Source organism: Microcystis sp. BLCC-F210 (assembly GCF_042134685.1).
In the GTDB taxonomy this organism is placed as follows: domain Bacteria; phylum Cyanobacteriota; class Cyanobacteriia; order Cyanobacteriales; family Microcystaceae; genus Microcystis; species Microcystis aeruginosa_D.
This window is the reverse complement of the sequence record NZ_CP169647.1, coordinates 3,703,673-3,727,175: the sequence shown is the minus strand read 5'-3', so window position 1 is coordinate 3,727,175 and position 23,503 is coordinate 3,703,673. Positions and strand designations below refer to the sequence as shown.

The following is a 23,503-nucleotide window of genomic DNA, read 5'->3' as shown; positions in this document are numbered from 1 at the left end:
TTATTAAAGAAAGTTGACTAATCTTTTTCGACAAGATTGGCAAAAGCTTGCAGTAAAATCGGAATAATACGGCCAGGGTAAGAGCATTTCAATTAGGCTTGACAAAAGGCTTTTAGCACAGCCATTATATAGTTATTATCCATGGCCGCCCGTTTACTTTTTTGTGCTAGACTACGTCGGTAAGTCGATTCTTGGTTAAGAGCGTTAAGTGCTAGTCGTCTCAAGAATGCTCCCATAAGGAAACGGGGTTAACAGGGAGCATCTCACCTTTTGTAACCCCTAAATTAAGCTTTATGTCAAGCTATTGAAAACCTTGCTAGAAACCAGTTTTAGGGACAAGTATAATTACTCACTGGCATAAATGAGATGCTCTCTAGGTTATTAGCTTGTCCCCCTGTCAGATGCGATAGTTAATCAATTATTTTGCTTAACTATTTTCGTTTTCGTGATAAAGTTTAAAGAGAGGCCTTAGCAATTTATGATTATGCCAGAATCAGAGTCCCCTATTAATTCAAGAAATTTCTATTTTCGTAAACTTTGTGCCTTGCTAGAACACAAATCTATTTTGCAACAATTACAGTCTATTCACCCAGAAGAGTTACAAGGACAGATAGAAGAGTTACCCCAGCAAATAGCTAGTTCCTCTGATCGCGTTAATCTAGGAGAGGCTCAAGGCACTAATATTAATAGCGTGAAACATCCCATCAGTGGACAAACTCGAAATATTACTTCACAAGACTCACGACCAGAAATTCCCGCAGAGATTACCTCAGAAACAGATATAGAAAAACTATTTTGGTGGTTTTGGCGATTTTATCCCGAACTCATCCGACAAAACCAGAATGATTTTTTCCTCTATCCTGCTCACAGCATCCTTCCTGATTGTCCCCTACATAGCTACAAAAGTACCGTTTCCGCTCTAGTTGGGGCGATGTATCCCGAACATTGGCAAGAAGGAGGTAAATCCCAACATCCCTATCTTTTTCTCTTTACCTTCTCCCCAGTACAAGAATTTATTAAAGCATCCCGAAAATTTGTCGATTTTTGGGCAGGTTCCTATCTACTGCATTATCTCAGTGTTAAACTCTGTTGGTATATTGCCGAAACTTATGGGTCTGATGCTGTGATTACTCCTTCTCTTTGGAGTCAAGAAATTATCGATGCTTTAATTGTTAAAAAATATCCAGATTTTGCAGCTAATTTTGCTTCTTTTCAAGACGGAACATCTCCAGTTGGTAGATTTGATAATGGCATCTCTACAAGTTTAAGTACGGCTGGATTTCCTAATGTGATTATGGCTTTAGTTCCTGGTAAAGAAGCAGCTAGAGAATTGGGAGAGAAATTAAAAAAATGTTTAATAGAAGAATGGTCAGAGATTGCCAAAAAAGTTAGGGAAGATATCAAAAAACGAACCCTAGAGTTTCTTAAAGATACTAAAAATCAGCAGAAAATAGATGAAATATTATTAAAAGAGTTTTTAAGCGAACAAGAAATATGTAAACGAGATTTAAAAAAATGGCAGATAGGACATCATGGTAGTTGTTGGGAGTGGAATAAACTCTGGGAAGCACAAATAGAGAAAACTTGGGAAACTTACTGGACTGCAATGCCTCTAGGCAATCCAGACCAGCCCTTAACTATTAATCCTACAGAGGAAAATTATCAGCAATGGAAACAATCGCAAAATGCGATCGCCCCTTCTCATTTAGCTGAATCTCTACCTACAACAGCCGAAGAAAACCTTTACGAACAGATAAATACTGGTACTTGGTGGGGGGCATTACAAGCTCGTTTGGGACAGTCTATTCAAGCCGTAAAAAATACTCGCACTTGGGCAATTCCTACAGCACCTGGGGAACGTTCCACTTTATCGGGTCAGTTTAGCGCAGTCCATCCCCAATTACATTATCACGGGCAGTTTAAAAATGGAGGTGGACTTTCGGCGCGATCAATGCGTCTATTTTGGCGATTAATGGCTGAAGTTTATCCAGGGTTATTTAATGGCTCAGAAAAATTGAATGCGATCGAATTAACAAAACGCATGGCTTGGCGATATGGGGGAGTTGCTGAATCTTTGGGAATTAATCTAGGGCAAGAAGATGATACTAACTACGATAATTTAATTCGTTTTCCTAATTTAAGTTCTATTGCTGCTGCAAGATTTGCTTACGAAGATTTTAAAAAAGGAGGACAAAAAACACGCAACTATTGGAATTGTCTTAACACGCTTATTAACCAACAATTGCCTAACAAAGCAGACACTTTTGCCTCCCGTACTCGTGGTCGTCCTTATCAGATATCAAAAGTTGATCGGCAAATTAATGCAGAAAATAGGAATGGACAGAATTTTAATGGAGTCATGTTTTCCAGTAAATGGTTAGCTGATGACATGAATTGTAACGCTCAAGAAACAGCAACATTAAGAAGTTTAGTTGAAGAAGCGCACAAAAAAGCAAAATTTGGCGAAGGAAGTCCAGCCGATTGGTGGGTAATTGTCCTCGGTGATGGGGATGGGATGGGGAAATATGTCTCTGGGTCAAAATTAAAGAAATACAAAGAGTATTTAATCACAGATGCGATCGCAGAAAATGTCAAAAATCATCAAGATTACCCAGATTTACTAGCAACGCAAAAACGCATGGGGCCAGCAACCCATGTCGGGTTAAATCGCGCCTTATTAGACTTTTCTAATCGCTTAGTACCCTACCTTACGGAAGAACGTTATTGTGGTAAAGTCGTCTATAGTGGCGGTGATGATGTGATGGCCGTGTTACCTCTAGCAGATTTACCGGGATATTTGCGATCGCTCCGTGCTGCTTGGTGTGCTGACCCAGATCCAGAAAGAGAATTCAGCACAGAGGGGGGTTACTGGACTCCTAAACAAACTCTGCAAGGATTACAACAACGTCCCTATTTTACGATGGGAGATGGGGCAACCATGAGTCTAGGCATTGTTATCGCTCATAAAAGTGTACCTCTTCCTACCGTATTAGAAAGCCTGTGGACGGCTGAAAAAGACCGTGCTAAAAAGTTATATGGAAAAGATGGACTCTGTTTTCGGGTGATTTATGGTTCGGGTAATACTTTAGAAGCCTTGATGAAAGGGGAGTTATTAGACTTATGGTGGAATTTTATGCAGTATGATCAGCACGATTTGAGTGCGTTGTTCTATCGATTAGCCGAAGAATTACCACGTCATGCTTGTGTTACTGAAAGCGATCGCTTATTGAGAAAAGCCGCACAAGTGATCATCAACCGTCGAGATCAAACACTAGAGTCTCATATTCAAGAAAACTTGCTAAATTGGTTGGATCAGTGGGAAAACTGGGCTTATAGAACCTATAATCAAGTAAATAAAAATAAAACTGAAAAAGAAGTACCTTTAGGCACGACAGAAAAGGATTTAGCTAATCTTTTGCGGTTTAGTGCTTTCTGGAATGACAAAAGGATGCAACAAATGAAATGGGGAGAAACGGAGTAATAAACTATGGATGAACAGCAAATGTATTGGTATGCGATCACTCCTTTAGATGTATTGTTATTTCGGGAAGCTAAACCTTTTAGTCCAGGGGAGAGTGCTTGGGCAAAAGGACTATTTCCCCCGTTTCCCAGTACAGTTTTTCAAGCATTGCGCTCGACTTTATCCAAAGATGTCAAAGATTTAGATTTTATGGGGCCATTTCTCTTAAGTCCCCAAGATAGATTATGTTTCCCCACTCCTAAGGATTTAGTTGCAGTGAGTTGGAGCAAAAAGAGTCAGCCAAAAGATGAGGAAACAAAAGAAGAGGAAAGAGAAGAAGATAATTTAGACGATACAGCTTCGGATTGGCATCGAACTTTACGTCTTCAACCTGTTGATCGAACCGATGAAGCGTGGGAACATTTGTTGTTCGACGAGGCGGGATTAGCTCCAATGGTAGCTCCTTTTAGAGAGCTAGTTGAAGAAGAGAACAGAAGAGAATTTTTCTGTCGTCCCTATCCTTGGATTACAGCAGAAGCTTTAAGCGAATATCTACAAGGAAAAGAACTTACAGACCCTACACAATTTCAGGAAGATCCTTGGAATGTGCAGATCATGCCTCATATTCAAATGCAAGCGGATAAGCGACAAGTAAAAGATGAAGATGGCTATTTTACTGAAGTAGCGATTCGTCTTAAACCAGGTTGGCGATTAGTAGCGGGAATTAGTATAAAGTTAGCGAAAACAGTAGTCCGGTTGGGAGGAGAAGGACATCGGGCGATTGTCATCCCATTTACTTTGTCCGATGCTGATCAAACACTGCTTAATCCTAAGACCAATACAACAGGTGATTTTGCTTATTTACTCACCCCCGGACTAGCGGTTAAGGAGGAAGCCGTTTATGGGGTTTATCCCTGTGATTGGCAACCCATCTTAGCAGGATGTGTTAGCGATCGTTCTTTATTGTGGGGTGGTGTTTCTCAAATTAGGCGCAAGTTAGTTATTTCCTGTGGGAAAGAGAATCAGGAGCGCACGGCTTCGCAGATTTCTTCCACATCCCCTAACTCAGAAACAAAAGGAGATGAGGAATTTGCTTTATTGCCACAACGAGCCTTTGTTCCACCTGGGACTGTCTATATCTTTAACCAGATTCCATCTGAAACTGAGGCACTCTTACCTAAACCTGAATCGACGGGGAATTGGTTAACCAGTTTTCAAAAACTCAACTATGGTAAATTATTATGGGGTAATACACCATTATGAATAGTTATTTAACATACCTATATCTGCTGACCCCTTTACACACGGGCGGAAGTGCTGATGAGGGTAATTTAATGGGAATCGCCCGCGAAGTCCATACCGAGTTTCCCTATCTTCCTGCTTCCTCCTTGAGAGGTAAAATTCGCTCTGCCTTAGAACCGAGCAATCCTCAAAGTGAAGAAGAAAAAGCATTAGCAAAAGAAGTCTCTCAGTTTTTCGGTCAAAAAATCAAAGATGGACAACAACCCACAGAAGGAGAAGTTTGGTTTGCTGAGGCAACTCTCCTGTTTTTTCCGATCGCATCCTTAAGTCATCACTTAGTCTGGATTACCTGTCCTCTCTGGCTAGAACGTTGGAATCGTTGGTTACAAAAATCCCCTTTAACTCAATTGATTCAAAACTGTCGAGAGCAAATTACAGAAGCAAGACCAGCTTTAGTTAGCTTTACACCCGAACCCCTTTACTTGCAAACTGCAATTCTGCAACAAAATGCCCTAGGGCAACTAAATACTAATGATTCTAATAGCATCTCACAATCTCTTCAAAATCTTACTAATGCTAATGGGATGATTAATCAGCTTCTGAAAAAGCTAGTGATTGTGGATGATGAAGACTGTATTGCTTTGGTAGAAACGGGATTGCAGCGAGAAGTGCGCGTTGCTCTTAATGAAGGCGAAAAAACTGTTAAAGGTGGTTCTTTTCGCTCGGAAGAAGCCATTCCCCCTGAAACTGTACTTTTCTTTCCTTGGGGAATGAAACCTATGAAACAAACCGAAAATACTCAGAATATTCGAGCAAAAACTAGCGAATTACTTAAAAATAAACTACAATTTGGAGGTCTAGAAGGATTAGGTCGCGGTTGGTGCGATCTAAAAACAATTGAAACTACTGAAACTATTACAGGAAGTCAAAAATGAAATTAGATTCGCGTCAATTTAGCAAACAAGCACATAACGCTTTAGTTGAAATAAAAAGTGAGTTAGCAGTAACTTACCACAAAAAAGCTAGTGGATTAGTTCAAGGATTAAGCACTTATATATCTACTTGGGGACTGCATCGACTTAGTGGAGATATGCAAAAATTTCTCGGTGGAACTGCCGAAGATACACGCTATAAAGGGAAAGTTTATCAAAAATTTCTTACTAAGCTCAAAGAGTTTAGCGAGGCAGATTTTGATGTTAATGATCAAGGCACATTAATTCATATGCCTTTAAGAAAATATACCGCCCTCAATCACTTGGCAATTAAATTAGCAAAAGAGTGGTCTTTTTGGTCGCCAGCAGTCTTAGGAGAGGCAGAACAATCATGACAGCACAACAAGAATGGCAGAAATTTTTGGAAAAACTCCAAAAAGATAAAAATCCTCTTTATGACTTGTATAAAGATAGTCAGTTAGAAATAGGTACAGAAATAACTATTTATTTTTCTGATGAAGAAGCGAAAAAAAAAGCAAGTGCTAAATGGCAGAAATTACAAGCCAAGTTTCCGCCACACTGGAAAAATCAAAAGATTAATTTCAAAGTTGGACAGTTAGCCGCTGCCCCCATTACTGCAATGACAAGATCGACAGCAAGAACAAATAATCCAACCAGTCGGAAATTAACCAGTCCTCTACAAGCACTGAATCATCGATTATTTAATAATAATGACACAGCTAAACCAGTTCTAATAGAAGCGGCGGCGGCGGATAAAACTTGTCAGTCTTTATACCAACAATTAACGGAGAAAACTAAACGATTAGCTGATGAAACTCTGACTGTTGAATTCACCTGGAGGCTGCGTGTAGGGGGAATGCGCGGTTTTCAGGAGTTACTTCTTCCTGTATTTCATCCAGTCTATGGTGTACCTTATATCCCTTCTAGTAGTTTAAAAGGTGTAGTAAGAGCTTGGGCAAGACAACATCGACCAGAAGCTGAGGTAAATCGACTTCTGGGGAAACTAGAGGATGGTATCGGTTGCGTTCAATTTCTTGATGCTTTTCCCACTGCACCTTGTTTGACTGTAGATATCGCTAATCCTCAATGGAGTTGGGAAAATAACCGAGTATGCTATCAACCTGTCCCCCATTATCTGTTGTCAATGGAAGAACCTGAGATTTTAATTGGGTTGACTCGTACTAGCAGAGGTAAATTAGAAGATGTCAGCACAGTCAAAGATTGGTTACAAATAGCTTTATCAGCAGGAATTGGTTCGCGGGTTAGTGCGGGGTATGGTAGAACATCTGTTGCTTCTAGTTTGTCTCATCACTCTTCCCATGCTTTTAAATTATGGACGCAAGGGATATATGGCGCAAATCCTCCCACTAAAGATAATCAATATCAGGGAAATAATGAATTTCGTCCCGTAGCAGTGCGAGGGACCCTGCGTTATTGGTTTCGTGCAGTAGGATTAAGTATTTATTCACCGCAGCAATGTAAAGATTTAGAAGGTAGGTTATTTGGTACTATTGAACCGCAAGCTCAAGAAGGACTAATTCGTATTTCTGTAGATTGGGAAGAGGAAGAAGGTGATCGCAATCGTCCTTATTTTTGTGAAGGTAATATTCTACTAGAAGCTAAAAATCAGGATGCTCTCAACTTAGCAGAAAAGTTATTGCAATTATCTTCTCATTTAGCAGGAATTGGGAGAGGATCGAGACGATCATTGCATTGGAATAATTCAATAGGATTAAGGGGATGCCATTGGGAAGTTGACACTAAAAAACTACCTTGTAATCAAGAACGATGGCAGCAGTTTCTTAGAGAGGTAAGAGATTCTTTGCTTGCCCTACAGTCTGCCATAGGAGATCCTGCTAATTGCCCTCCCGGAAATCCTGGCAATCGCTCTCAAGACGTTTTGAATAGTCAGACTCAAATTTATTTAATTTCTTGTCCTAGTTTAAAATATCCTGGAACTGTCGATGTCAAGAATTGGCAAAACGAAGGATTAAGGTCAGAAGTACGGGGAGAAGGGCTGGATTTCCTTTATAGTAGTGGCTTTAAAGGTGTCAATCAAAAAGGAAATGGAAATGCTAATGTTGGCGGACGAATCAGCCAACGAGGAGAAACTGCTTCTACACCTTCTTATGTGTTAATTAAATCTAATTTTCCCCCACAACAGGAACCTTATCAAACAGTAACAATTTTTGGAGTTAACCAGCGCGATCGCGCTACATTTATTCAACAATTAAACTCATTAAACCCTATGCAAATTCAGTAAATTGGCCCGATGCCAACCAACTCAGAGATTTTTTAAAAATTAAACTTGCTAAGAAGTTAAAAGTCTGGAGGGTTCCTAAAGCTAACAATTGGTTAGCAAAAACGTTTCCATTAATTAGGGCTGGCTGAATAAATGTGAAATGTAGGCATGGTAAGGGTTTTGTGGCTTTTCTTGCTCCCACAGGTGCAAGATTTTGAGAGAATCGTGCTTCAAAACCTAGCGTCTTCATCAGCCCGCGTCCTGTAGGGGCGAAGCATTCGGATAGAAAATCTCCGGTTTCACCGATAGGTTATTGCCCGAATGCTTCGCCCCTACTTTTTCAGCAGACCCTAATTAAACTTGCTAAGAAGTTAAAAGGGGAAGCCGGACCTAGAAAAAACTCTGGCAGATTTTATGTTTCCATTAATTAAACTTGCTAAGAAGTTAAAAGTATTGTTGGAAATCACCCTGTGCAAGGATGCAATAAATAGTGTTTCCATTAATTAAACTTGCTAAGAAGTTAAAAGACTAGCTTAGCTCAAAGAATCCACTTCCTAGCGAGAGCCAAGGAGTTTCCATTAATTAAACTTGCTAAGAAGTTAAAAGCTGAAGTTTCTTCAGGCAAATTCATCGTATCGCGAACAGTTTCCATTAATTAAACTTGCTAAGAAGTTAAAAGGGTCAAAATAATCGCTGGGATCGTTCGCGAACTCGGCGAATTGTTTCCATTAATTAAACTTGCTAAGAAGTTAAAAGGAGCGGCACTACCTCTCTCACAAAGAGATGCACTGTTTCCATTAATTAAACTTGCTAAGAAGTTAAAAGGTTGTCAAAAACAATACCATCGCGGTGCGAGGTTAGAGATGGTTTCCATTAATTAAACTTGCTAAGAAGTTAAAAGTTTCTTTTTATTTGAAGAAACGAAAAAAACAGAAAAAGTAGTTTCCATTAATTAAACTTGCTAAGAAGTTAAAAGCAATAAAGACTAACTTTCACAATGAAAACGTAAGTTTTCCACGTTTCCATTAATTAAACTTGCTAAGAAGTTAAAAGGTACTATTTGACAATGATAATAGCACTCCTTCTCGGAGGTTTCCATTAATTAAACTTGCTAAGAAGTTAAAAGCCCAATATTTCCGTCATGACTTTTATCACATTCGAGTTTCCATTAATTAAACTTGCTAAGAAGTTAAAAGAAAAAGAACTATTGGCTACAACAGGCCAATAGTGCGTTTCCATTAATTAAACTTGCTAAGAAGTTAAAAGACGAGTGGAAAGACCTCGGACTCAACATATCGACCGGTCTAATCGTTTCCATTAATTAAACTTGCTAAGAAGTTAAAAGGACCCCCCTCACCGACAATCTGCGGTGGTGGGTAAAGAAGAGTTTCCATTAATTAAACTTGCTAAGAAGTTAAAAGATAGCTTTATTTGCATGCTTGGCATGCGTTTTATGGACGTTTCCATTAATTAAACTTGCTAAGAAGTTAAAAGATAACATGCAATGGCTTTTGTTTGTTAGTATATTCTGCTTAATAGTTTCCATTAATTAAACTTGCTAAGAAGTTAAAAGACAATGGCAACATGCGTGCTGTAAAATGGTACGCCGCGTTTCCATTAATTAAACTTGCTAAGAAGTTAAAAGCTGCTCAAAAGGTGGCTGAACAGATGAACTCTCAGTCGTTTCCATTAATTAAACTTGCTAAGAAGTTAAAAGACTAGCTTGGCAAAACTAGGCTGCATAAGGATTGTACAGCAATTTTTCGTGGGATATTGAAAAGCATAGACATTATTAATAATGATTCGCAATAGTTACCTCAGTCATAAGGCTCAAAGCCTTGCTGGGCAAGGCATCGACGCACCTCAACGAAAACTCTAGATTTTTAGCCATTGTGTCTAACCCACGAAAAATGTTGAGAAACCCCCCATTCCATCGGCATGAAACAATAGAATTTGTTCCACGTTAATGCCTATGCGATCGGGAGCATCTCACCTTTATAACCCCTAAATCTTTATGTCAAGCTATTTTGAAAGCCTTGCTAGAAACCAGTGTTAGGACAAGTATAATTACTCACTTGCATAAATGAGATGCTCCCGATATTTTAGTTGCTTTACCTTAATAGCAGCAGACTCTGGTAGCTCTGTATTTGTTGCTCAGGGTTGATCTCTCATCATCCTTTCGGTGTTCGCATCAGCACTCCGATTTTTCTTCAGATAGGTTCTAGAATCGAAATCAAGACGCAGGGGAAGATAGAGTTCCCTGAGTCTGAAAACTTTATTACCTTGTCATTTTATGAAAAAGAGTCTGAAACGATCGTTCCTTCGATTTATGACTGTCTCCATACTTATCGTTTTGCCATCTTGTTCACAAAAGAATCCGATCGCTCTTGTTCTCTTAAAAGACACATCTATAAGTGGACAAAATAACGAAGAGTTTAAGACGACAACCAAGAAAGCCTGTAAGGGTATAACAGAATCCATTTCGCGTGGTGATGAATTGAAAGTTATTCAAGTCAATGGCGAGCAGGACTTTTTTGAAAATCTTACGCCCACCAATCCAACTGATGCGAAAAAACAGTGTGGAGCCGTAAGAACCACCCAAAAACAGGGAACTTTGGCCTGTCCAGCTGTTCGCACAGCCCATAAAATTTTTCAGTCATCAAAAAAACCTGGTGTATTGTTAGTCCTTATAGAGACCAACGAGCGGGAATTACCTTGCCCTCAAGATTGGAGAACTACCGTTAAAAATGTCATTGAAAAAGGGGGATCTGTACTCATTTTGAATGCTACAAACAACGGCGGCGAATCCTTTCGCTTAGAGATCGAAACTGCTTTGGAGGGTCTCCCAGTTACATATGCTCATACTGACGTGGAATTTGCTATTAAGAACGTTATCCAAGAAACTAGAAGAAAAGCTGAGGCAAAACCATGAACAAATCAGATAGTTTCCCTCACTTTGAGGGCACCGGTTGGAATAGTTCCCATGTATCTAATGCCAGTGGCCACACCGAACGAGAATCAGAATCTAACCCGTGGCCAGAGTCGGAAGCAACAGTCAATATCAATCAATCAAAGGAATTCAATCGACTCATCGCCGAAGACCTTCATCCCCAGGATCAGGAAGACCTGTTACAACGCTTTCCTTGCTATGCGATCGCACAGAGGAGAGTTGCTGCTGCGGAGTTTTGTCGATCTCAACTTATTAAAATTGATGAATTGTACTAAAGGAGTATTATGGATAGAGGTACTTTCTCTTCTTTGAAAGATAATTTCTTTTCTTTGTTTGCCACGACCATCATCGCATTTTTAAATTTTAACACGGCTATGGTTTTAGTGCCGGGGGATTGGGACGATATAAAAATATGGTTTGCCATTCCAGTTTCCTTGATAGCCTGTATTCTTTTCGACAACAAAGTTAGCGAGGAGTATATGCGTGAACGCCTCAAAGGATTCGCGAAAGCGACCTTAAATTGGATAAATATTCAGAGAGAAAGACTGACTCAAACTCGATTAGGGTCAATTAGACTGGAAACATATATCTATCTGTTCCAACTTTTTGAAGCACCTTTCTTAGAAACATCAGTCATATCAATTATTAATCGTCTTGGCTGTACCATTTACCTAATCACCGAGTTTATTGTGAGTGCTTATTTATTACTAGAGCGAGAGGATTTGCCCTGGTTCATGTCTATTGCTCCTATTCTAGCAGGATTACTAAATTTAGGAACGGGAATCCTCAAGGGACATCTTATAGTTTACCCAAAAGCTCTTAAGCAGCTTAGAAAAAAATATCAGCAGTATTATGAGGAGGTCTAAAATGAATATTAGATTGATAAATATTAACGAGATGAGTTCTCAGGATTTAAACGAACTGACCAGTATTTATGTCTCAGATGCAAGTCTGTCACCATCTAAAATGGTTGAAATCCTTCAGCAAAAAGTCGCTTGCCGCTCTCTCCATAAAGCCATAAAATTAATTCAGCAAGACCACCGACGGTCTTTTGAAAACTGTTTATCACAGAGAGATAAAAAGCTTGAAGAAATTCGGAAACAAGCAGAATCTCTACACAGTTATCCCCGGGCTGTTAACGCTCCAAATCCCTCCTATTTCTTGGCAATAAATACAGTTAAAGAAGACTTAAAATTTGCTGAATCTCAAGTCAGAAATCATGAAAAATCCATCAGCAGATTAAATGACTTAGAATGGGAATTCAAGTCAGTACTAAAAAAATCATCATATTGGTCAGGTTCATTAGCTGATAGCAATATGATAGAAGAAATACTGAATGAAATGGGAATAAAAGAGCTAATGCAAGATTTAGAAAAAAGACTGAAAGAATTGCAGGAACAGGTTAAAAAATTTAGCCTTGAATTAACCAAGTTTTCCATCGTTACTGTGTACGGCGAATCAAAAGTAGAAGATTTTCAATATGGAAATGGAGCTGCTCACCATGAAATTGAATGAATCCCCTTTTGGAGCGAGCTATGCTCCTCGTCCGGAAAAACCAATCGTGGCCTTGAAACCTAAAGCTTGGTCAGTATTTTTAAGTTGGAAAAACCTCCGTGGAATAATTTTCATAATTCCTCTTTTTTCTATAGCCTGGCAGTACCTAACTCTACAACGAACCGAATATATGTTCACAACTCAACGGTTTAGGATTATTACGGGACTTTTTAACCAAGAAATTGACGAAGTTTGGCTATTTCGTGTGACAGATTTACGCATTTTAAAGCCATTTCTTTATCGTTTATTTGGAATAGCAAATCTTTACATTTACTCTACAGATAGAAATAACAAACTCGTGGTTATTCAGGCAATTTCGCTTACAGATGCCTTGAAGCTGCATGAAATTCTTCAACAGCAAGTCAACATTGAGCGACATAGAAATCGACCTGATATTCCAGGCTCTTGGCAGTAATCAATCATCTCAAAAAAAGGAAATAGTAATATGGCTGACCAAAACACATCTACTAACGGTGAGACTAATACTTCTTGTCCCAGCACAATAGATAGTCCAGAACTACAAGATAAAGATATATGGAGTTCTTATGACAATCCCTTTGGCAAATACGCATTTCACGGGGGAATGGAGGGATACTTAGAAAATAAAGACCCTTCTCCTGAAAGTCCACAACAAGAGTGTTTCTACGATGATTCAGGTAATCTAATCGACGAAAACCATCAATACGCAGGAATGAGAGGAACCGCCAATGAATACGATGGACATAAGGGCGATAGTTCAGAACTATGGAACCATTTCTATAACGATAGTGGGGGAATCTGGCAAAACGGTGGAGAAGCCTTTGCTACCTCTGTGGAATCCTACTATGACTCTGTTGAAGATTATGTTTCTGATGTCTATGACTCTGTGGAAGATTATGTTGATGATGCCTTTGAATGAAGTCAAAGTCAAAAGCTCTTGAACGTCCTCAAAGCTCATCCGTCAAGCGTTTTTATCCCCTCTATTCTAACCCGCGCCAAAAAGCCAGAAAAACTAAAAAACTTCGCCAACAACAAATGGTTAATAAACAGCCAAAACCAGTCATTCTTCAGCAAAATAATGCTACTACAACAATAAATAATTTGGTCAATAGCTGAACTAAAACAGTTGTAAAAAATAAAGTCTAATTTTGGCTTTAAAATCAATTAAGGGATTGCACAGTTTTCTTGATTGCCAATCCCTTTTTTCTATTAATTCTGCATGGTATAGCCTAAATGATTGCCCACCATCAATTTTTTTATCGTTTCAGCACAGTAATATTAAAACATAATGATATTATGTCCCTACAATTAGGAATTTATTAACCTTTGTAGGGATTTAACACTGTTAAATCTTTATCTATTGACGGTGATTTAAAGATAATTCAATGATATTCTTAAGTTAGTTAATTCAGTATCTTGCTTTAACTCTCTATAGATAGCGATCGCCACTTCACTAGCAAGGTTAATTCCTGAATGGGAGTAGATCAAAAACCGCAAACCATCCACTATTTTTGAAGCTTTTTTCTTTTTTTTGATGAAAGCCACTGTTTTTTTAATATCTTCCTCATTAAATTGAGTTATATCATTTATTATAAGGGGGTGAATATGCCCAGGATTCATGTTAAGTTCAGATTGAACAGATTGAGGTTCAGCATTGCCATTAGGGGTTTTAATTGAAATAAATCGATAGTCGCTTCCCTCCTTATTTTTAACTAAGTCATTGACTTTTTCTAAGTCACAACAAATCAGTTCAATATCTTGATAAATATTAGTAATTCCCTCTCCAATACTATAAATTCTGTCAACTAATGATTGAGGTTCAATCACCTTAACTTCTTTTCCCCAACCCGAAATCCAACGAATGAGATCAATGTCCATTAAAGACCATTCGGGTACAGTAACTTTAATAGTATATTGATAGGGAGGAATATTTTGGTCTAACTTAAAAATTCCACGATCTCGCGTAGCGAGCGCTTTGCGTTCATAACTCGTTCCTTTTAACCAATCAGGTGAAGACATTTCTATTTTCTGAAATCTTTGATTTCCTTCACAAATAAATTTAAACGCAAGTTCTGTGGCGTAGAGAATGACAGTAACATTTAATTTCTTTCCTTGTTGGGAATCTAAATACTGACGCTGTTTTGCCACATCATCGCCTAAATAAATTCCTGCACTTGCATCATAAAGTTTATGGAGCTTATCTAACGCTTTCTTTTGCTCATTTATATCTCTCTGAGTATTTACTTGTTGAAATCGGATTCTATCAATTCTTGCGAAAGCAAATAAACCTTTTTTGTCTCCTTCACCTATTTCATACCCTAAATACCATGCAATATTATGAAAAACAATTTGTAAAGGATAAGCGGTAAAGTGTGGTTGATCTTTTGGCCATTTAGCACTTCCTTGAATATGACTAAATTTCAAAAGCTCTCCTTTTTTTATCGCTTCTTCTAACTGTTCAAATTGTTGTTGATATTTCTCCACATCAACAATAGATTTTGTGCCAATTAAGCGAGTAGAATAAGGGGCTTCTCCTTCTAAAAGTTTGGAATTCTCTAATCGTTGTTTAAATATATCATAAATTTCGGCAGCAAGAGGATCTTTAAAATATTTCTCTACTGAATGGGATCGGAGAGATTGATAGAGCTTATTTAACTCATATTGAGATAAAATACCTGTTCCTGCAAAGTAGCCTTTTTTCATAGAAATCTCTGGGAGAATTTGATAAGGATTTAGTACAAATTCGATGTCTTTTCTGAGTATATATAAGTTATATTTATTTTCGTCAAATAACCCTAATTTAAGCATATTTTCAATAAAGAATTTTTGGGTTCCCTTAATAGGACTATTAAGAAAAGGACGATGAACAATAAAACGAATGGTTTTGATTAATCGCTCAAATTGTTCTAAGTTAGAATAGCGATGAGTCATTACATCAGGAACTTGAATGGTTTCAATATCAACTAAATCAGCCGCTATATCTCCTCTGGCTAAAATCCCATTCTTTTCTAACCAATATAAGTCTTTTTCTATTGCTTCAGGATGGGCATAAATAGCATGATACTTTTTAGTAATTACTGCACAAATTTCCTCAATTGAAGTGCTAAACTGAGGTAATTCTTCGACTTCTAAAATTTCTTTCAGGTTTTCTGGTTCAGTTTCCGCTAAATTCCCAATCCCTGGGTAGTTAATAATGACGGACATTAAGTGCATTAATCTTTCAAAGTCTAATAAACGAGAATATGGGTGAAAAACTTTATTCTTATTCAAGTTAGCTATGTTAGCTAAAAGACGCTTGAATCCTGTGAGAATTGTACAAATTTCGTCAAGATCAAAGTTATTGTCTTTAACAGGAACAGGATAGATTTTTAACAGTCCTTCGTTAGACTCTGGGGGATTTTCTTGTAAATTAGCGTTCATCTTATCAATCACTTCGTCAGGAACTTGGCGATCACGTTGTTGATTTCTTTGTTTACATTTCTCCACAGAAGTCTGTAAATGCCATCCTATCCATTGAATATTAAATAAATTAACCGTTTTATACAGAAAATCAAGTCGCCACGGGCGCATAGCATTAGTGGCATCATAAATGACGGGTTGATCTTCTTCAACGGCGGTTTTAATTTGATCTAAGACTTCTACCTCAATATCCGCCCAAATTCCTTGATTTGCAGCATCTCCATAAAGTTGCGCCCGAATTTCATCGGTTGAAACCACGACAGCATTAATTTCTTCTGCCAAAACTTGAGCAAACGTTGATTTACCGCTTGCAGGAAGTCCAATCAAAAAGTGACAAATTACAAGCTTTTTCATCATAGTTTGAAAGGCCGTAAAATAACGGTATAATTGTTCAATTTGAGTCAAAGAATTGATTGATTCGTTACTATGGGTAAGTTTAGTTTGTCTAATCGCTCCCTTTTCTGATTTAGGAAGTTGATATTCTAAGGAGCATCTGTAACTCCTAAATTAAGCTTTATGTCAAGCTATTTTGAAAGCCTTACCAGAAGCAAGTTTTAGGGACAAGTATAATTACTCACTTGCATAAATGAGATGCTCCCATATTCTGGTTGAATCTGTGACTCGTTCTGGACTCATCTAAACCTCCACAGCAGAAGAATAAAGAATTAAAGTATATCTATCCGAGTCAATCCTATCATATAAGTACGTTCTATCGCCGTACATTTTCTAGCCATTTAAGATCGTTCAGTAAAATAGCGATCACCTGTGTTTTAACCGCAGAATAGATATAGTATTGATCGGCGTTAATAAACTGTTCTTTATAGTCTCTCCTCAATTGTAATAAAGGATGATTGAGAATAATGTTTAAGATGTCTGGAATTGTCTTATATGTACAGGGTGAGAGCATCTCAAAAGCTATTGACAATTAGCTAATTTTGTAGTCCGCATGGGCATTTCAGATGATACCAGTCAATCAGAATAGTTACGAAATCGACCCGTTTGGTTGATTTTTGCTTAACAATTGAGATGGCAAATTCTCCTCAAATATGCCTGAATCGTGGGTAAGCAATCCCCACAAAGTCCCTTTTGTCAAGGATTGTTAAGATGCGCTTGCCCTGATATAATAGACGGTGAGCTAATGTCCTGAATTAAGCTTGATAATCGCTAACGAGAAATAATGACCATTTCATGCGAACTCCCACTTCTTGGTGAAATTTTTCAATATGGAGTTTCTTAACTCAACCCAGAGAAGATATCGGTGTTCGCACCAAATATACTCTCATAAGCTTTAATTTAGGGTAACGTCGTCAATAGCCATTAATTTACAGTTAACAAATATGACTATTCTTCTTGCGAACCTTGGGACTTCTGACTTATCTATTAAAGTAACAGTAGATAGCCAAAATTATTATTTTCCTATTGATTTTCTCTCGAATGAACCTAATCTAAATAAAAAACTCAAAGATTTAGATAATGAGCGTCGAACTATTTGGGACAATATGTATCAAGGTTTTAACTATGTTCCTAATAGTCAAGTTTACCAAGATTTAGGATTTCCTACCCAAAAACAAGCAGTTCGTGAATTAACCAAAGCTCTACAATCAAGCTATCAAAAAGAATCCCATAAATGGCATTCTCTTATTCGACCGACTCGAATTGGAAGTGTAATCCAAAAAGCAGTAGCAATGGGAGCATCTAAAGCCTATATTTTCGTCACCAATCAACCGACTTTACACCCTCAAGATACCATTTATTTGTTCCAGATTATTCAACAGTGGGTACAACAGGAATATCCTGATTTTGAATTAATTCAAAAAGAGCTACAACTTAATTTAGATCCGCAAAATCCTAACCTTGAAGATTTAGTTCTTGAATACTACTATAATCAGTTGAATGAGATTTATTTAGAAGAAAATTCATCCCAAGAATCAACTATTTTAGTCAATGTTAAAGGGGGAACATTGCACCAAAAAACTGCACTCAAAATTCAAGCAATTGCCAGTGATTTTAAAAATATTCTGTTCATTGACCCCATTTTAGACCTTAATCAACTTTTAGAGGGCAAAAACTCTGAATGTCAACTAACTTCTTATTGGCTTTATCAACGGAATCAAAAATATCAAACCGTTAAGTTACTATTACAAAAAAGATGGGATTTTGATGGAGCAAGAGTGATTGTTAAAGATTGGCAAGAAACTTTGATTTATTTAGCAAAACAAGTTTCTGCAATAGCCAGTGACACCCAAAAAGAGCAAGAAAAGTTAACAGAAGTTATCAAAAAAATTAACTTAGCGGTTAGCTGTTTTAACCTTGATAAAAATGCCGTGAGAGATAATGATAAAATGGAGCATAACTTTTGGTTAAATCTTTATACTCAATGTCGGATTTATTGGGAACTAGATGAAATCGCTAACTTTCTAATCCGATTAAGTTCTTTTTATGAAGTCACTTTAAATGAATTAATTATGGGCTTACGCGGACAAAAATACTTGAGAAATAATAATCAAAATCAAGATTGGGCATTTGCCAGAAACAAAGCATCTCAAGAATTTTATAATAAGTTTCAGGAATTAGAACAGGATTTTGAAAGGAGGGATTTCTACAAATTAGGAAATCGTTATAGTAAGAGAAATTTTGTTCAAACCTTAATAGAAATTGATCATCCTGAACGCAAAGCGCTCGCTACGCGAGATCGCCTTGAATTATGGCAACAGATTCTAGCCTCTTTGGTAAAATTAGATTATTGGTTTGATAATCGAAATGCGCTCATTCATAGTGGCAGAGGAGTATCAGTACAAACTATGATTGATCAATTGCAAGAAGACAAACGAAATTGGACTGACGACAAAGATAAATATAAAGCTGATCCCCATAAAGCGTGTCATCCTAACAATATTTTAGGGGAAGTTCTCAATATTGCTGTCCATACTTATCAGTTACTTGGACAAAAATCATCTCCTTATGTCGGTTGGGATAAAAACACTCCCTATTATCTCTATAGCCAATTACGAGATGAAATTTGTCAACAATTGATTTAACCATTGAATCCCCGCAAAGGCGGGGACAATTAATTTCAAGACCAGCTTTAGAGGCGGTGGAAGATGTGACTTTTAAGCGGTTAGTCTCTTAAGTTTAACAATCTGATCACTGATAGATTCTAGGGGGATAAAGTCCTGTTGTAGTAATGCTTGTAAGCGAGAATTAGTGTTTACAGAAGCCCCAACCACATTGACATCAACGTTGCGTGCTTGTAGTCTCTCAATTAAGGGAATGAAATCTCCATCACCAGTTACTAAGATAACGCGGTCGCCTGGTTTAGCCGCCTCTATTAAATCCAACCCCATCGCTAAATCATCGCCAATAGTTTTCCATCCATTTTCCCGTTGTGATAAAGGGAAGGTGATTACCTCATAGTTAAGTTGTTTTAAGTGATGAAGCCATTGTTTTTGATTCGGAGAAAGATGCTCATGGAGTCCAGTATAATACTTTAAAGTAAAAGTATCTGTCTGTTTTGCTGGTTCCACCAGAGCAATTTTTAAGGCTTTCCAGTCAATTTCTAAGCCTAGTGTTTCGGTCGTTTTGCTGAAATTGTTACCATCGATGTAGATGTGAGTCACCGTCTGTCTTTTTTGGGGTAGGGGAATGACTCGCTTCTCAGTTTCTATCCCTGGGGTTGGCTTCTCTTGGGGAGTAAGTTGATTTAACTGTTGTTGTTGCTGATTTAGAGTTGCAGTTGTTAGCTTTTGTTGATGTTGAACTTTTTGGGTTGCGCCTACCAGTAAACGGCTACTGGTTTTCAGTATCCTGACTTCTCTAGCCACTTTTTCTGTTGTGTGTGTGACAGCTTTAACCTCTTTTTCGATCCCCTTAATCATAGTTTGGGAGTTAGTCAGACTTCCTTCAATCAGAGTCTTGATTTTCTTTTTTTCTTTAGTAACAATGATCGCAGAGGTAGAAGTGGCGGTCGCGAGTGCTGTTCCTACTATCATCAGATCCAGTTGACCCGAAGAAACGATCGCACTAACGAACAGAGAAGAAGCTACTTGAATGAAGGTTTTTATCATCTTTTCTTCTTTTGAGTATAGTGTGTACGAACAAATGAGTTCCACCCAGCCCCATTAGGCGGCTCTAACGTTTCTCTATTAGGTTGTCTAGGTGCGAACAATTCTTATCGTAATAGGGGTTTTAACTGGGTTCAAGCAATATCATGCGAACGCCCATCTAAGGATGAAAGAGCATTTAGAGCGATCGCTACTACCTGATCAAGGGTTAATTGAGAAGCATTATTTCGGTTCTTCGGTTTGTCTTATGCCATCGACGGGGGTTATTTATCAAGTATTTTTATCTAGAGCGAACTAATCAATTAAGTCTCTTGCCAGATAAGGATTTAGTCGATTTATACCCTCTATCGAACCATACCAAGTAACGAAGAACCATTTTTTTTTTCATTCATCAGCAGAGCTTATTAAATAAATCGAGCAGAGAGACAATATCTGGTATAATGCCACTCCTGCAAGGATTTACCTAGGGATAAGCCGATTTATGTTGCTAAGGTTATATTTTGATAAACTTTTGTCAAGTTAGCCAGCAAATTAAGTTATTTTATGATTAGTTAGGTTAGGGAGATGACTACAGCCTTATCATCGGAGTCAGCCATGGCAATTTGGCCGCTATTATTGATGGTAAAGGCGGAGATACCGTCGCCATCGAGGTTAGGATTACCTGCGGTGATATTGTAGGGTTAAGGGGTTATTATCGGCATCAGTGGCGTTAATTGTCCCGACAACTGTACCGTTAGGACTGGTTTTAGAAATGCTGAAGACAGCATCATTAACCAGTAAAATAATTTTATTGCTTAAAGGGATTAATAATAGTTAATTTTTTATCAACAATTAAACCATCTTGCATATCTTCTGAATACAAAATATTTGCATCAGAAAATAAAGCACAAGCAATCACTAAACTATCCCAAAATGATAGATGGTATTGAGTTCTCAGATTAGATGCAGATTCAAAAATATCAAGATTAAATGAGATAACTTGATATTTTCTATAAAAGGAAACAATTAATTTAAACAATTGTTTTTCATCAAGCTTATGCTTTTTAAGTAAATTAGGCTCTTCGTTACTTGGTATGGTTCGATAGGAGGCATAAATCGACTAAATCCTTATCTGGCAAGGAATTTAATTGATTAGTTCGCTTTAGATCAAAAGCAATTGACAAAAATCGCCAAATGCCTTTGTATATAAGGGTTCCATCCCTTATAACCCCCGTCCATTGCATAAGACAAACCGAAGAACCGTAAATTACAAGAAACCTCATTAATTATTTGGGTACTGATAATGATGGACTTTTCTTTAATTAATTGTTTCGCCAATATTCTTTTACTTTCTTCTTTTTTATCAGTGGAAAAAGCATAAAGCCAAATATTAGAATCAACAAAACAACTATGATTTTTAAGTTCTGTCATAAATTTCTTCTCGTTTCATAAATTCTAAATTATCAACCTCTATAGGATTTTCCAACAGGTATTCAATCATATCAATTTCAGGTTCACTTTGATTGAGTTGATTTTGAGCTTTAAATGCGGCAATAAGTACCTGTATCTGCTGAATTTGTTCAGGTTTAAGTCCAGTTACATTAATGTTTTTAATCATGGCTACATTGGAATGATTTTTACTTTAATTATACTAATTACACGCTCTCACAATAATACTCTTCCTTTTTTAGATCTTTGACTAAAATTATCGGTGTTTATGAAGAGTTATTATAGCCTAGCCTTTGAATTATAACAAAGAGACATAAACCCCGCGCTTGTCCCCCTCTCAGTATACTGATAGTTTATTTAACAAAATAGTCCTAAAAGTCTTTCCCAGTAAACATTTCACGATTTCATAAGCAAAAATTATCAGACAAAGTCGAGAACAGCCCAATTTCTACAAACTTGATCTCCTATCGTTTTTCCATCTCCAGACAGACTTCTTTCAACAAGCTATCTACCTGTTTGTCGAAAACGGCTTTACGATATATAGCAAAACACTTACATTATGGCTCTTATGGATGTATTCACTCATTTTTCTATTATACGCTGCGAGCGGCGGGGAATTAGACCCGAAGAGATTAAAGCATATCTAAATATTTTTGGGTTAAAAGTTAAACTTCAGGCTTTCATTTAGCGCAAATGTACTCAATAACTAATTTTTTTGGGAAAATTAGTTAACACAGGATTCTAACATATAATTAATTTGCAAGAGTTCTAATGTTTTTTTGGATAGAAATCATGAAATCCCCCTCTCGTTTTTTCATCGGGATCGCCGGAACCATAACGGTCGGTTTCCTCGCTACCTCGTCGGTTCAAGCTTCGCCTTTAAATTTACAATTTCTCGGTCAATCGATTGTTCCCACGGGGTTTGTTCCCCCAGGCCCAGCGGGAACCGTGAACGGTGTCTCCGTTCCGGTCGGGGGATTATCGGGCATTACCTACGATCCGGCGGGTAATAACTTTTACATCATCTCGGACGATCGCTCTCAGAACGGCCCGGCGCGTTTCTACACCGCAACGATCGATCCGACGCTATTTAATGTTAATGGGACGAATAGCGGCGTTACCTTTACCGGTGTTACCCCACTTTTACAGACTAACGGGCAAACTTTCCCGGCGCTGAGTCTCGATCCAGAGGGGATCGCGCTCGTGGGTTCTAATCTGTATATTTCCTCCGAAGGGGAGGTTTCTAGCAATCAGATTCTCAATCCCTTTGTCAATCGATTCGCGCTGGCCAACGGTCAACAGAACGATACTTTACCGATTCCGAACCAGTTTATCCCCGCACCGAACTCGATTCCCACCACAAGCGGGGTTCGCAATAATCTGGCTCTAGAAAGTCTGACCACCACCCCAGATCAGCGATTCCTGTTCACGGCCTCCGAGAACGCGCTTGTGCAGGATGGGCCGGTCGCGACACCAACGAACGGTTCTCCCTCGCGGATATTGCAGTACAATCTCGCTAATGGACAGCCGATCGCTCAATTCCTCTACAATACCGATCCAATCGCCCTTCCCCCGATTATTCCAAGCCCAGTCGATGTCAACGGACTCGTCGATTTACTGGCACTTGATAATAGTGGCAAACGCTTTCTCTCCCTAGAACGTTCTTTCTCCATAACGACGGGAACACCAGGGAATACGGGCTATACTGTGAAAATCTACGAGGTTTCCCTGGAGGGGGCCACCGATATTAGTGACTTTCCCAGTATTAATGGGGTTTCGGGTATCGTGGCCGCCCAGAAAACCCTATTATTCGATCTGACCTCGTTAAATATCCCCATCGATAACGTGGAGGGGATTACCTTCGGCCCCGATTTACCGAACGGCAAGCGATCAATAATTCTCGTCAGCGACAATAACTTTACCCAGTTCCAATTTACTCAATTTCTCGCCTTTGGCGTGGAAACCGTACCCGAACCCTCAACCCTCGCAGGATTGCTGGTGATCGGTTGCGGTGTCATTCTAGTCAAAAAAACGGGAAAGCTAAACAAAATCTGGCAACAGCATAGAGATCAGGCTATCTTTAGGGTTGCCGAGCGTTTCGTCAATTGGACAATGGCTCTTCTAGGTTCTGTGTGATAAGTTTAACTTACATAGGATCGACCAATCTTTGTGTTC

At 38.3% G+C, this 23,503-nt stretch carries 21 protein-coding genes, 2 pseudogenes and 1 CRISPR repeat array; of the genes and pseudogenes, 14 read left to right on the top strand and 9 right to left on the bottom strand.

Features of this window, described 5'->3' with window-relative positions; translation table 11 throughout:
• Positions 1-92 precede the first annotated feature (92 nt).
• Positions 93-236: a hypothetical protein gene (locus tag ACE3JL_RS17955; protein ID WP_375328062.1), complete on the bottom strand. Its 144-nt coding sequence runs from the start codon at positions 234-236 to the stop codon at positions 93-95.
• 248 nt (positions 237-484) lie between these two features.
• On the opposite strand from ACE3JL_RS17955, the gene cas10 reads away from it, so the two are divergent.
• From cas10 to ACE3JL_RS17895, 12 genes are all read left to right on the top strand, one after another.
• Positions 485-3,481: a type III-B CRISPR-associated protein Cas10/Cmr2 gene (cas10, locus tag ACE3JL_RS17950; RefSeq protein WP_375328061.1), complete on the top strand. Its 2,997-nt coding sequence runs from the start codon at positions 485-487 to the stop codon at positions 3,479-3,481.
• Positions 3,482-3,487: 6 nt separating this feature from the next.
• Positions 3,488-4,723 (top strand): type III-B CRISPR module-associated Cmr3 family protein, encoded by a 1,236-nt coding sequence (locus ACE3JL_RS17945; protein ID WP_375328060.1) that lies wholly within the window; start codon positions 3,488-3,490, stop codon positions 4,721-4,723.
• Positions 4,720-5,637, top strand: a complete 918-nt coding sequence (cmr4, locus tag ACE3JL_RS17940; protein ID WP_375328059.1) for a type III-B CRISPR module RAMP protein Cmr4 — start codon at positions 4,720-4,722, stop codon at positions 5,635-5,637. Before ACE3JL_RS17945 ends, cmr4 begins: the two co-directional genes overlap by 4 nt.
• Positions 5,634-6,029, top strand: a complete 396-nt coding sequence (locus ACE3JL_RS17935) for a hypothetical protein (RefSeq protein WP_287627007.1) — start codon at positions 5,634-5,636, stop codon at positions 6,027-6,029. Before cmr4 ends, ACE3JL_RS17935 begins: the two co-directional genes overlap by 4 nt.
• Complete coding sequence (locus ACE3JL_RS17930; RefSeq protein WP_375328058.1) at positions 6,026-7,918, top strand: RAMP superfamily CRISPR-associated protein; 1,893 nt, start codon at positions 6,026-6,028, stop codon at positions 7,916-7,918. Before ACE3JL_RS17935 ends, ACE3JL_RS17930 begins: the two co-directional genes overlap by 4 nt.
• A gap of 322 nt (positions 7,919-8,240) precedes the next feature.
• Positions 8,241-9,614: a CRISPR direct-repeat array (repeat unit 35 nt; unit sequence GTTTCCATTAATTAAACTTGCTAAGAAGTTAAAAG).
• A 576-nt stretch (positions 9,615-10,190) separates the two neighbouring features.
• A complete protein-coding gene (locus ACE3JL_RS17925) occupies positions 10,191-10,829 on the top strand; it encodes a hypothetical protein (RefSeq protein ID WP_375328057.1) in 639 nt (212 codons plus the stop codon).
• On the top strand, positions 10,826-11,122 hold the full coding sequence (locus tag ACE3JL_RS17920; protein WP_375328056.1) for a hypothetical protein: 297 nt from the start codon (positions 10,826-10,828) through the stop codon (positions 11,120-11,122). Before ACE3JL_RS17925 ends, ACE3JL_RS17920 begins: the two co-directional genes overlap by 4 nt.
• A gap of 9 nt (positions 11,123-11,131) precedes the next feature.
• Positions 11,132-11,713, top strand: a complete 582-nt coding sequence (locus tag ACE3JL_RS17915) for a hypothetical protein (protein WP_103672869.1) — start codon at positions 11,132-11,134, stop codon at positions 11,711-11,713.
• 1 nt (position 11,714) lies between these two features.
• Positions 11,715-12,362, top strand: a complete 648-nt coding sequence (locus ACE3JL_RS17910) for a hypothetical protein (protein ID WP_375328055.1) — start codon at positions 11,715-11,717, stop codon at positions 12,360-12,362.
• On the top strand, positions 12,328-12,816 hold the full coding sequence (locus tag ACE3JL_RS17905) for a PH domain-containing protein (RefSeq protein WP_375328054.1): 489 nt from the start codon (positions 12,328-12,330) through the stop codon (positions 12,814-12,816). The genes ACE3JL_RS17910 and ACE3JL_RS17905 overlap by 35 nt, the downstream gene beginning before the upstream one ends.
• Positions 12,817-12,846: 30 nt before the next feature.
• A complete protein-coding gene (locus ACE3JL_RS17900; RefSeq protein ID WP_106908583.1) occupies positions 12,847-13,299 on the top strand; it encodes a hypothetical protein in 453 nt (150 codons plus the stop codon).
• On the top strand, positions 13,296-13,496 hold the full coding sequence (locus ACE3JL_RS17895; RefSeq protein ID WP_375328053.1) for a hypothetical protein: 201 nt from the start codon (positions 13,296-13,298) through the stop codon (positions 13,494-13,496). The genes ACE3JL_RS17900 and ACE3JL_RS17895 overlap by 4 nt, the downstream gene beginning before the upstream one ends.
• Before the next feature lie 255 nt (positions 13,497-13,751).
• Here ACE3JL_RS17895 and ACE3JL_RS17890 read toward each other — a convergent pair whose 3' ends face one another.
• Both ACE3JL_RS17890 and ACE3JL_RS17885 read right to left on the bottom strand, forming a co-directional pair.
• A complete protein-coding gene (locus ACE3JL_RS17890) occupies positions 13,752-16,244 on the bottom strand; it encodes an AAA family ATPase (RefSeq protein WP_375328052.1) in 2,493 nt (830 codons plus the stop codon).
• Positions 16,245-16,548: 304 nt separating this feature from the next.
• Positions 16,549-16,746 carry a hypothetical protein gene (locus tag ACE3JL_RS17885; protein WP_375328051.1) on the bottom strand — a complete coding sequence of 66 codons (198 nt, stop codon included), beginning with the start codon at positions 16,744-16,746 and terminating at the stop codon, positions 16,549-16,551.
• A gap of 430 nt (positions 16,747-17,176) precedes the next feature.
• On the opposite strand from ACE3JL_RS17885, the gene ACE3JL_RS17880 reads away from it, so the two are divergent.
• The gene (locus ACE3JL_RS17880; protein WP_375328050.1) at positions 17,177-18,877 is read left to right on the top strand and encodes a hypothetical protein; all 1,701 of its coding nucleotides are present in this window, start codon (positions 17,177-17,179) and stop codon (positions 18,875-18,877) included.
• Between the two features lie 72 nt (positions 18,878-18,949).
• On the opposite strand, the gene ACE3JL_RS17875 is transcribed toward ACE3JL_RS17880, so the two are convergent.
• From ACE3JL_RS17875 to ACE3JL_RS17850, 6 genes and pseudogenes are all read right to left on the bottom strand, one after another.
• Positions 18,950-19,903 (bottom strand): NYN domain-containing protein, encoded by a 954-nt coding sequence (locus ACE3JL_RS17875; RefSeq protein ID WP_271990929.1) that lies wholly within the window; start codon positions 19,901-19,903, stop codon positions 18,950-18,952.
• 784 nt (positions 19,904-20,687) lie between these two features.
• Complete coding sequence (locus ACE3JL_RS17870; protein WP_375328049.1) at positions 20,688-20,918, bottom strand: hypothetical protein; 231 nt, start codon at positions 20,916-20,918, stop codon at positions 20,688-20,690.
• Positions 20,906-21,123 (bottom strand): annotated as a pseudogene (locus tag ACE3JL_RS17865) (hypothetical protein). Before ACE3JL_RS17865 ends, ACE3JL_RS17870 begins: the two are co-directional and overlap by 13 nt.
• Positions 21,047-21,310, bottom strand: coding sequence for a hypothetical protein (locus tag ACE3JL_RS17860; RefSeq protein WP_375329658.1), 264 nt, complete (start codon positions 21,308-21,310; stop codon positions 21,047-21,049). Before ACE3JL_RS17860 ends, ACE3JL_RS17865 begins: the two are co-directional and overlap by 77 nt.
• Positions 21,297-21,497 carry a hypothetical protein gene (locus tag ACE3JL_RS17855; protein ID WP_002770256.1) on the bottom strand — a complete coding sequence of 67 codons (201 nt, stop codon included), beginning with the start codon at positions 21,495-21,497 and terminating at the stop codon, positions 21,297-21,299. Before ACE3JL_RS17855 ends, ACE3JL_RS17860 begins: the two co-directional genes overlap by 14 nt.
• 298 nt (positions 21,498-21,795) lie before the next feature.
• Positions 21,796-21,914: pseudogene (locus ACE3JL_RS17850) on the bottom strand (IS200/IS605 family transposase); the annotation flags it as partial.
• A 185-nt stretch (positions 21,915-22,099) separates the two neighbouring features.
• On the opposite strand from ACE3JL_RS17850, the gene ACE3JL_RS17845 reads away from it, so the two are divergent.
• The gene (locus ACE3JL_RS17845; RefSeq protein WP_375328048.1) at positions 22,100-23,464 is read left to right on the top strand and encodes an esterase-like activity of phytase family protein; all 1,365 of its coding nucleotides are present in this window, start codon (positions 22,100-22,102) and stop codon (positions 23,462-23,464) included.
• Positions 23,465-23,503 lie beyond the last annotated feature (39 nt).

What these genes read in the sequence shown, in the direction of transcription:
- ACE3JL_RS17945 (WP_375328060.1), top strand. Translation starts at nt 3,488, where the DNA reads ATGGATGAACAGCAAATGTATTGGTATGCGATCACTCCTTTAGATGTA.
- ACE3JL_RS17910 (WP_375328055.1), top strand. Translation starts at nt 11,715, where the DNA reads ATGAATATTAGATTGATAAATATTAACGAGATGAGTTCTCAGGATTTA.
- ACE3JL_RS17895 (WP_375328053.1), top strand. Translation starts at nt 13,296, where the DNA reads ATGAAGTCAAAGTCAAAAGCTCTTGAACGTCCTCAAAGCTCATCCGTC.
- ACE3JL_RS17880 (WP_375328050.1), top strand. Translation starts at nt 17,177, where the DNA reads ATGACTATTCTTCTTGCGAACCTTGGGACTTCTGACTTATCTATTAAA.
- cmr4 (WP_375328059.1), top strand. Translation starts at nt 4,720, where the DNA reads ATGAATAGTTATTTAACATACCTATATCTGCTGACCCCTTTACACACG.
- ACE3JL_RS17875 (WP_271990929.1), bottom strand. Translation starts at nt 19,903, where the DNA reads ATGATAAAAACCTTCATTCAAGTAGCTTCTTCTCTGTTCGTTAGTGCG.
- ACE3JL_RS17845 (WP_375328048.1), top strand. Translation starts at nt 22,100, where the DNA reads ATGTTTTTTTGGATAGAAATCATGAAATCCCCCTCTCGTTTTTTCATC.
- ACE3JL_RS17900 (WP_106908583.1), top strand. Translation starts at nt 12,847, where the DNA reads ATGGCTGACCAAAACACATCTACTAACGGTGAGACTAATACTTCTTGT.
- ACE3JL_RS17855 (WP_002770256.1), bottom strand. Translation starts at nt 21,497, where the DNA reads ATGATTAAAAACATTAATGTAACTGGACTTAAACCTGAACAAATTCAG.
- ACE3JL_RS17920 (WP_375328056.1), top strand. Translation starts at nt 10,826, where the DNA reads ATGAACAAATCAGATAGTTTCCCTCACTTTGAGGGCACCGGTTGGAAT.
- cas10 (WP_375328061.1), top strand. Translation starts at nt 485, where the DNA reads ATGCCAGAATCAGAGTCCCCTATTAATTCAAGAAATTTCTATTTTCGT.
- ACE3JL_RS17885 (WP_375328051.1), bottom strand. Translation starts at nt 16,746, where the DNA reads ATGCTCTCACCCTGTACATATAAGACAATTCCAGACATCTTAAACATT.
- ACE3JL_RS17860 (WP_375329658.1), bottom strand. Translation starts at nt 21,310, where the DNA reads ATGACAGAACTTAAAAATCATAGTTGTTTTGTTGATTCTAATATTTGG.
- ACE3JL_RS17905 (WP_375328054.1), top strand. Translation starts at nt 12,328, where the DNA reads ATGGAAATGGAGCTGCTCACCATGAAATTGAATGAATCCCCTTTTGGA.
- ACE3JL_RS17935 (WP_287627007.1), top strand. Translation starts at nt 5,634, where the DNA reads ATGAAATTAGATTCGCGTCAATTTAGCAAACAAGCACATAACGCTTTA.
- ACE3JL_RS17955 (WP_375328062.1), bottom strand. Translation starts at nt 236, where the DNA reads ATGGGAGCATTCTTGAGACGACTAGCACTTAACGCTCTTAACCAAGAA.
- ACE3JL_RS17930 (WP_375328058.1), top strand. Translation starts at nt 6,026, where the DNA reads ATGACAGCACAACAAGAATGGCAGAAATTTTTGGAAAAACTCCAAAAA.
- ACE3JL_RS17925 (WP_375328057.1), top strand. Translation starts at nt 10,191, where the DNA reads ATGAAAAAGAGTCTGAAACGATCGTTCCTTCGATTTATGACTGTCTCC.
- ACE3JL_RS17915 (WP_103672869.1), top strand. Translation starts at nt 11,132, where the DNA reads ATGGATAGAGGTACTTTCTCTTCTTTGAAAGATAATTTCTTTTCTTTG.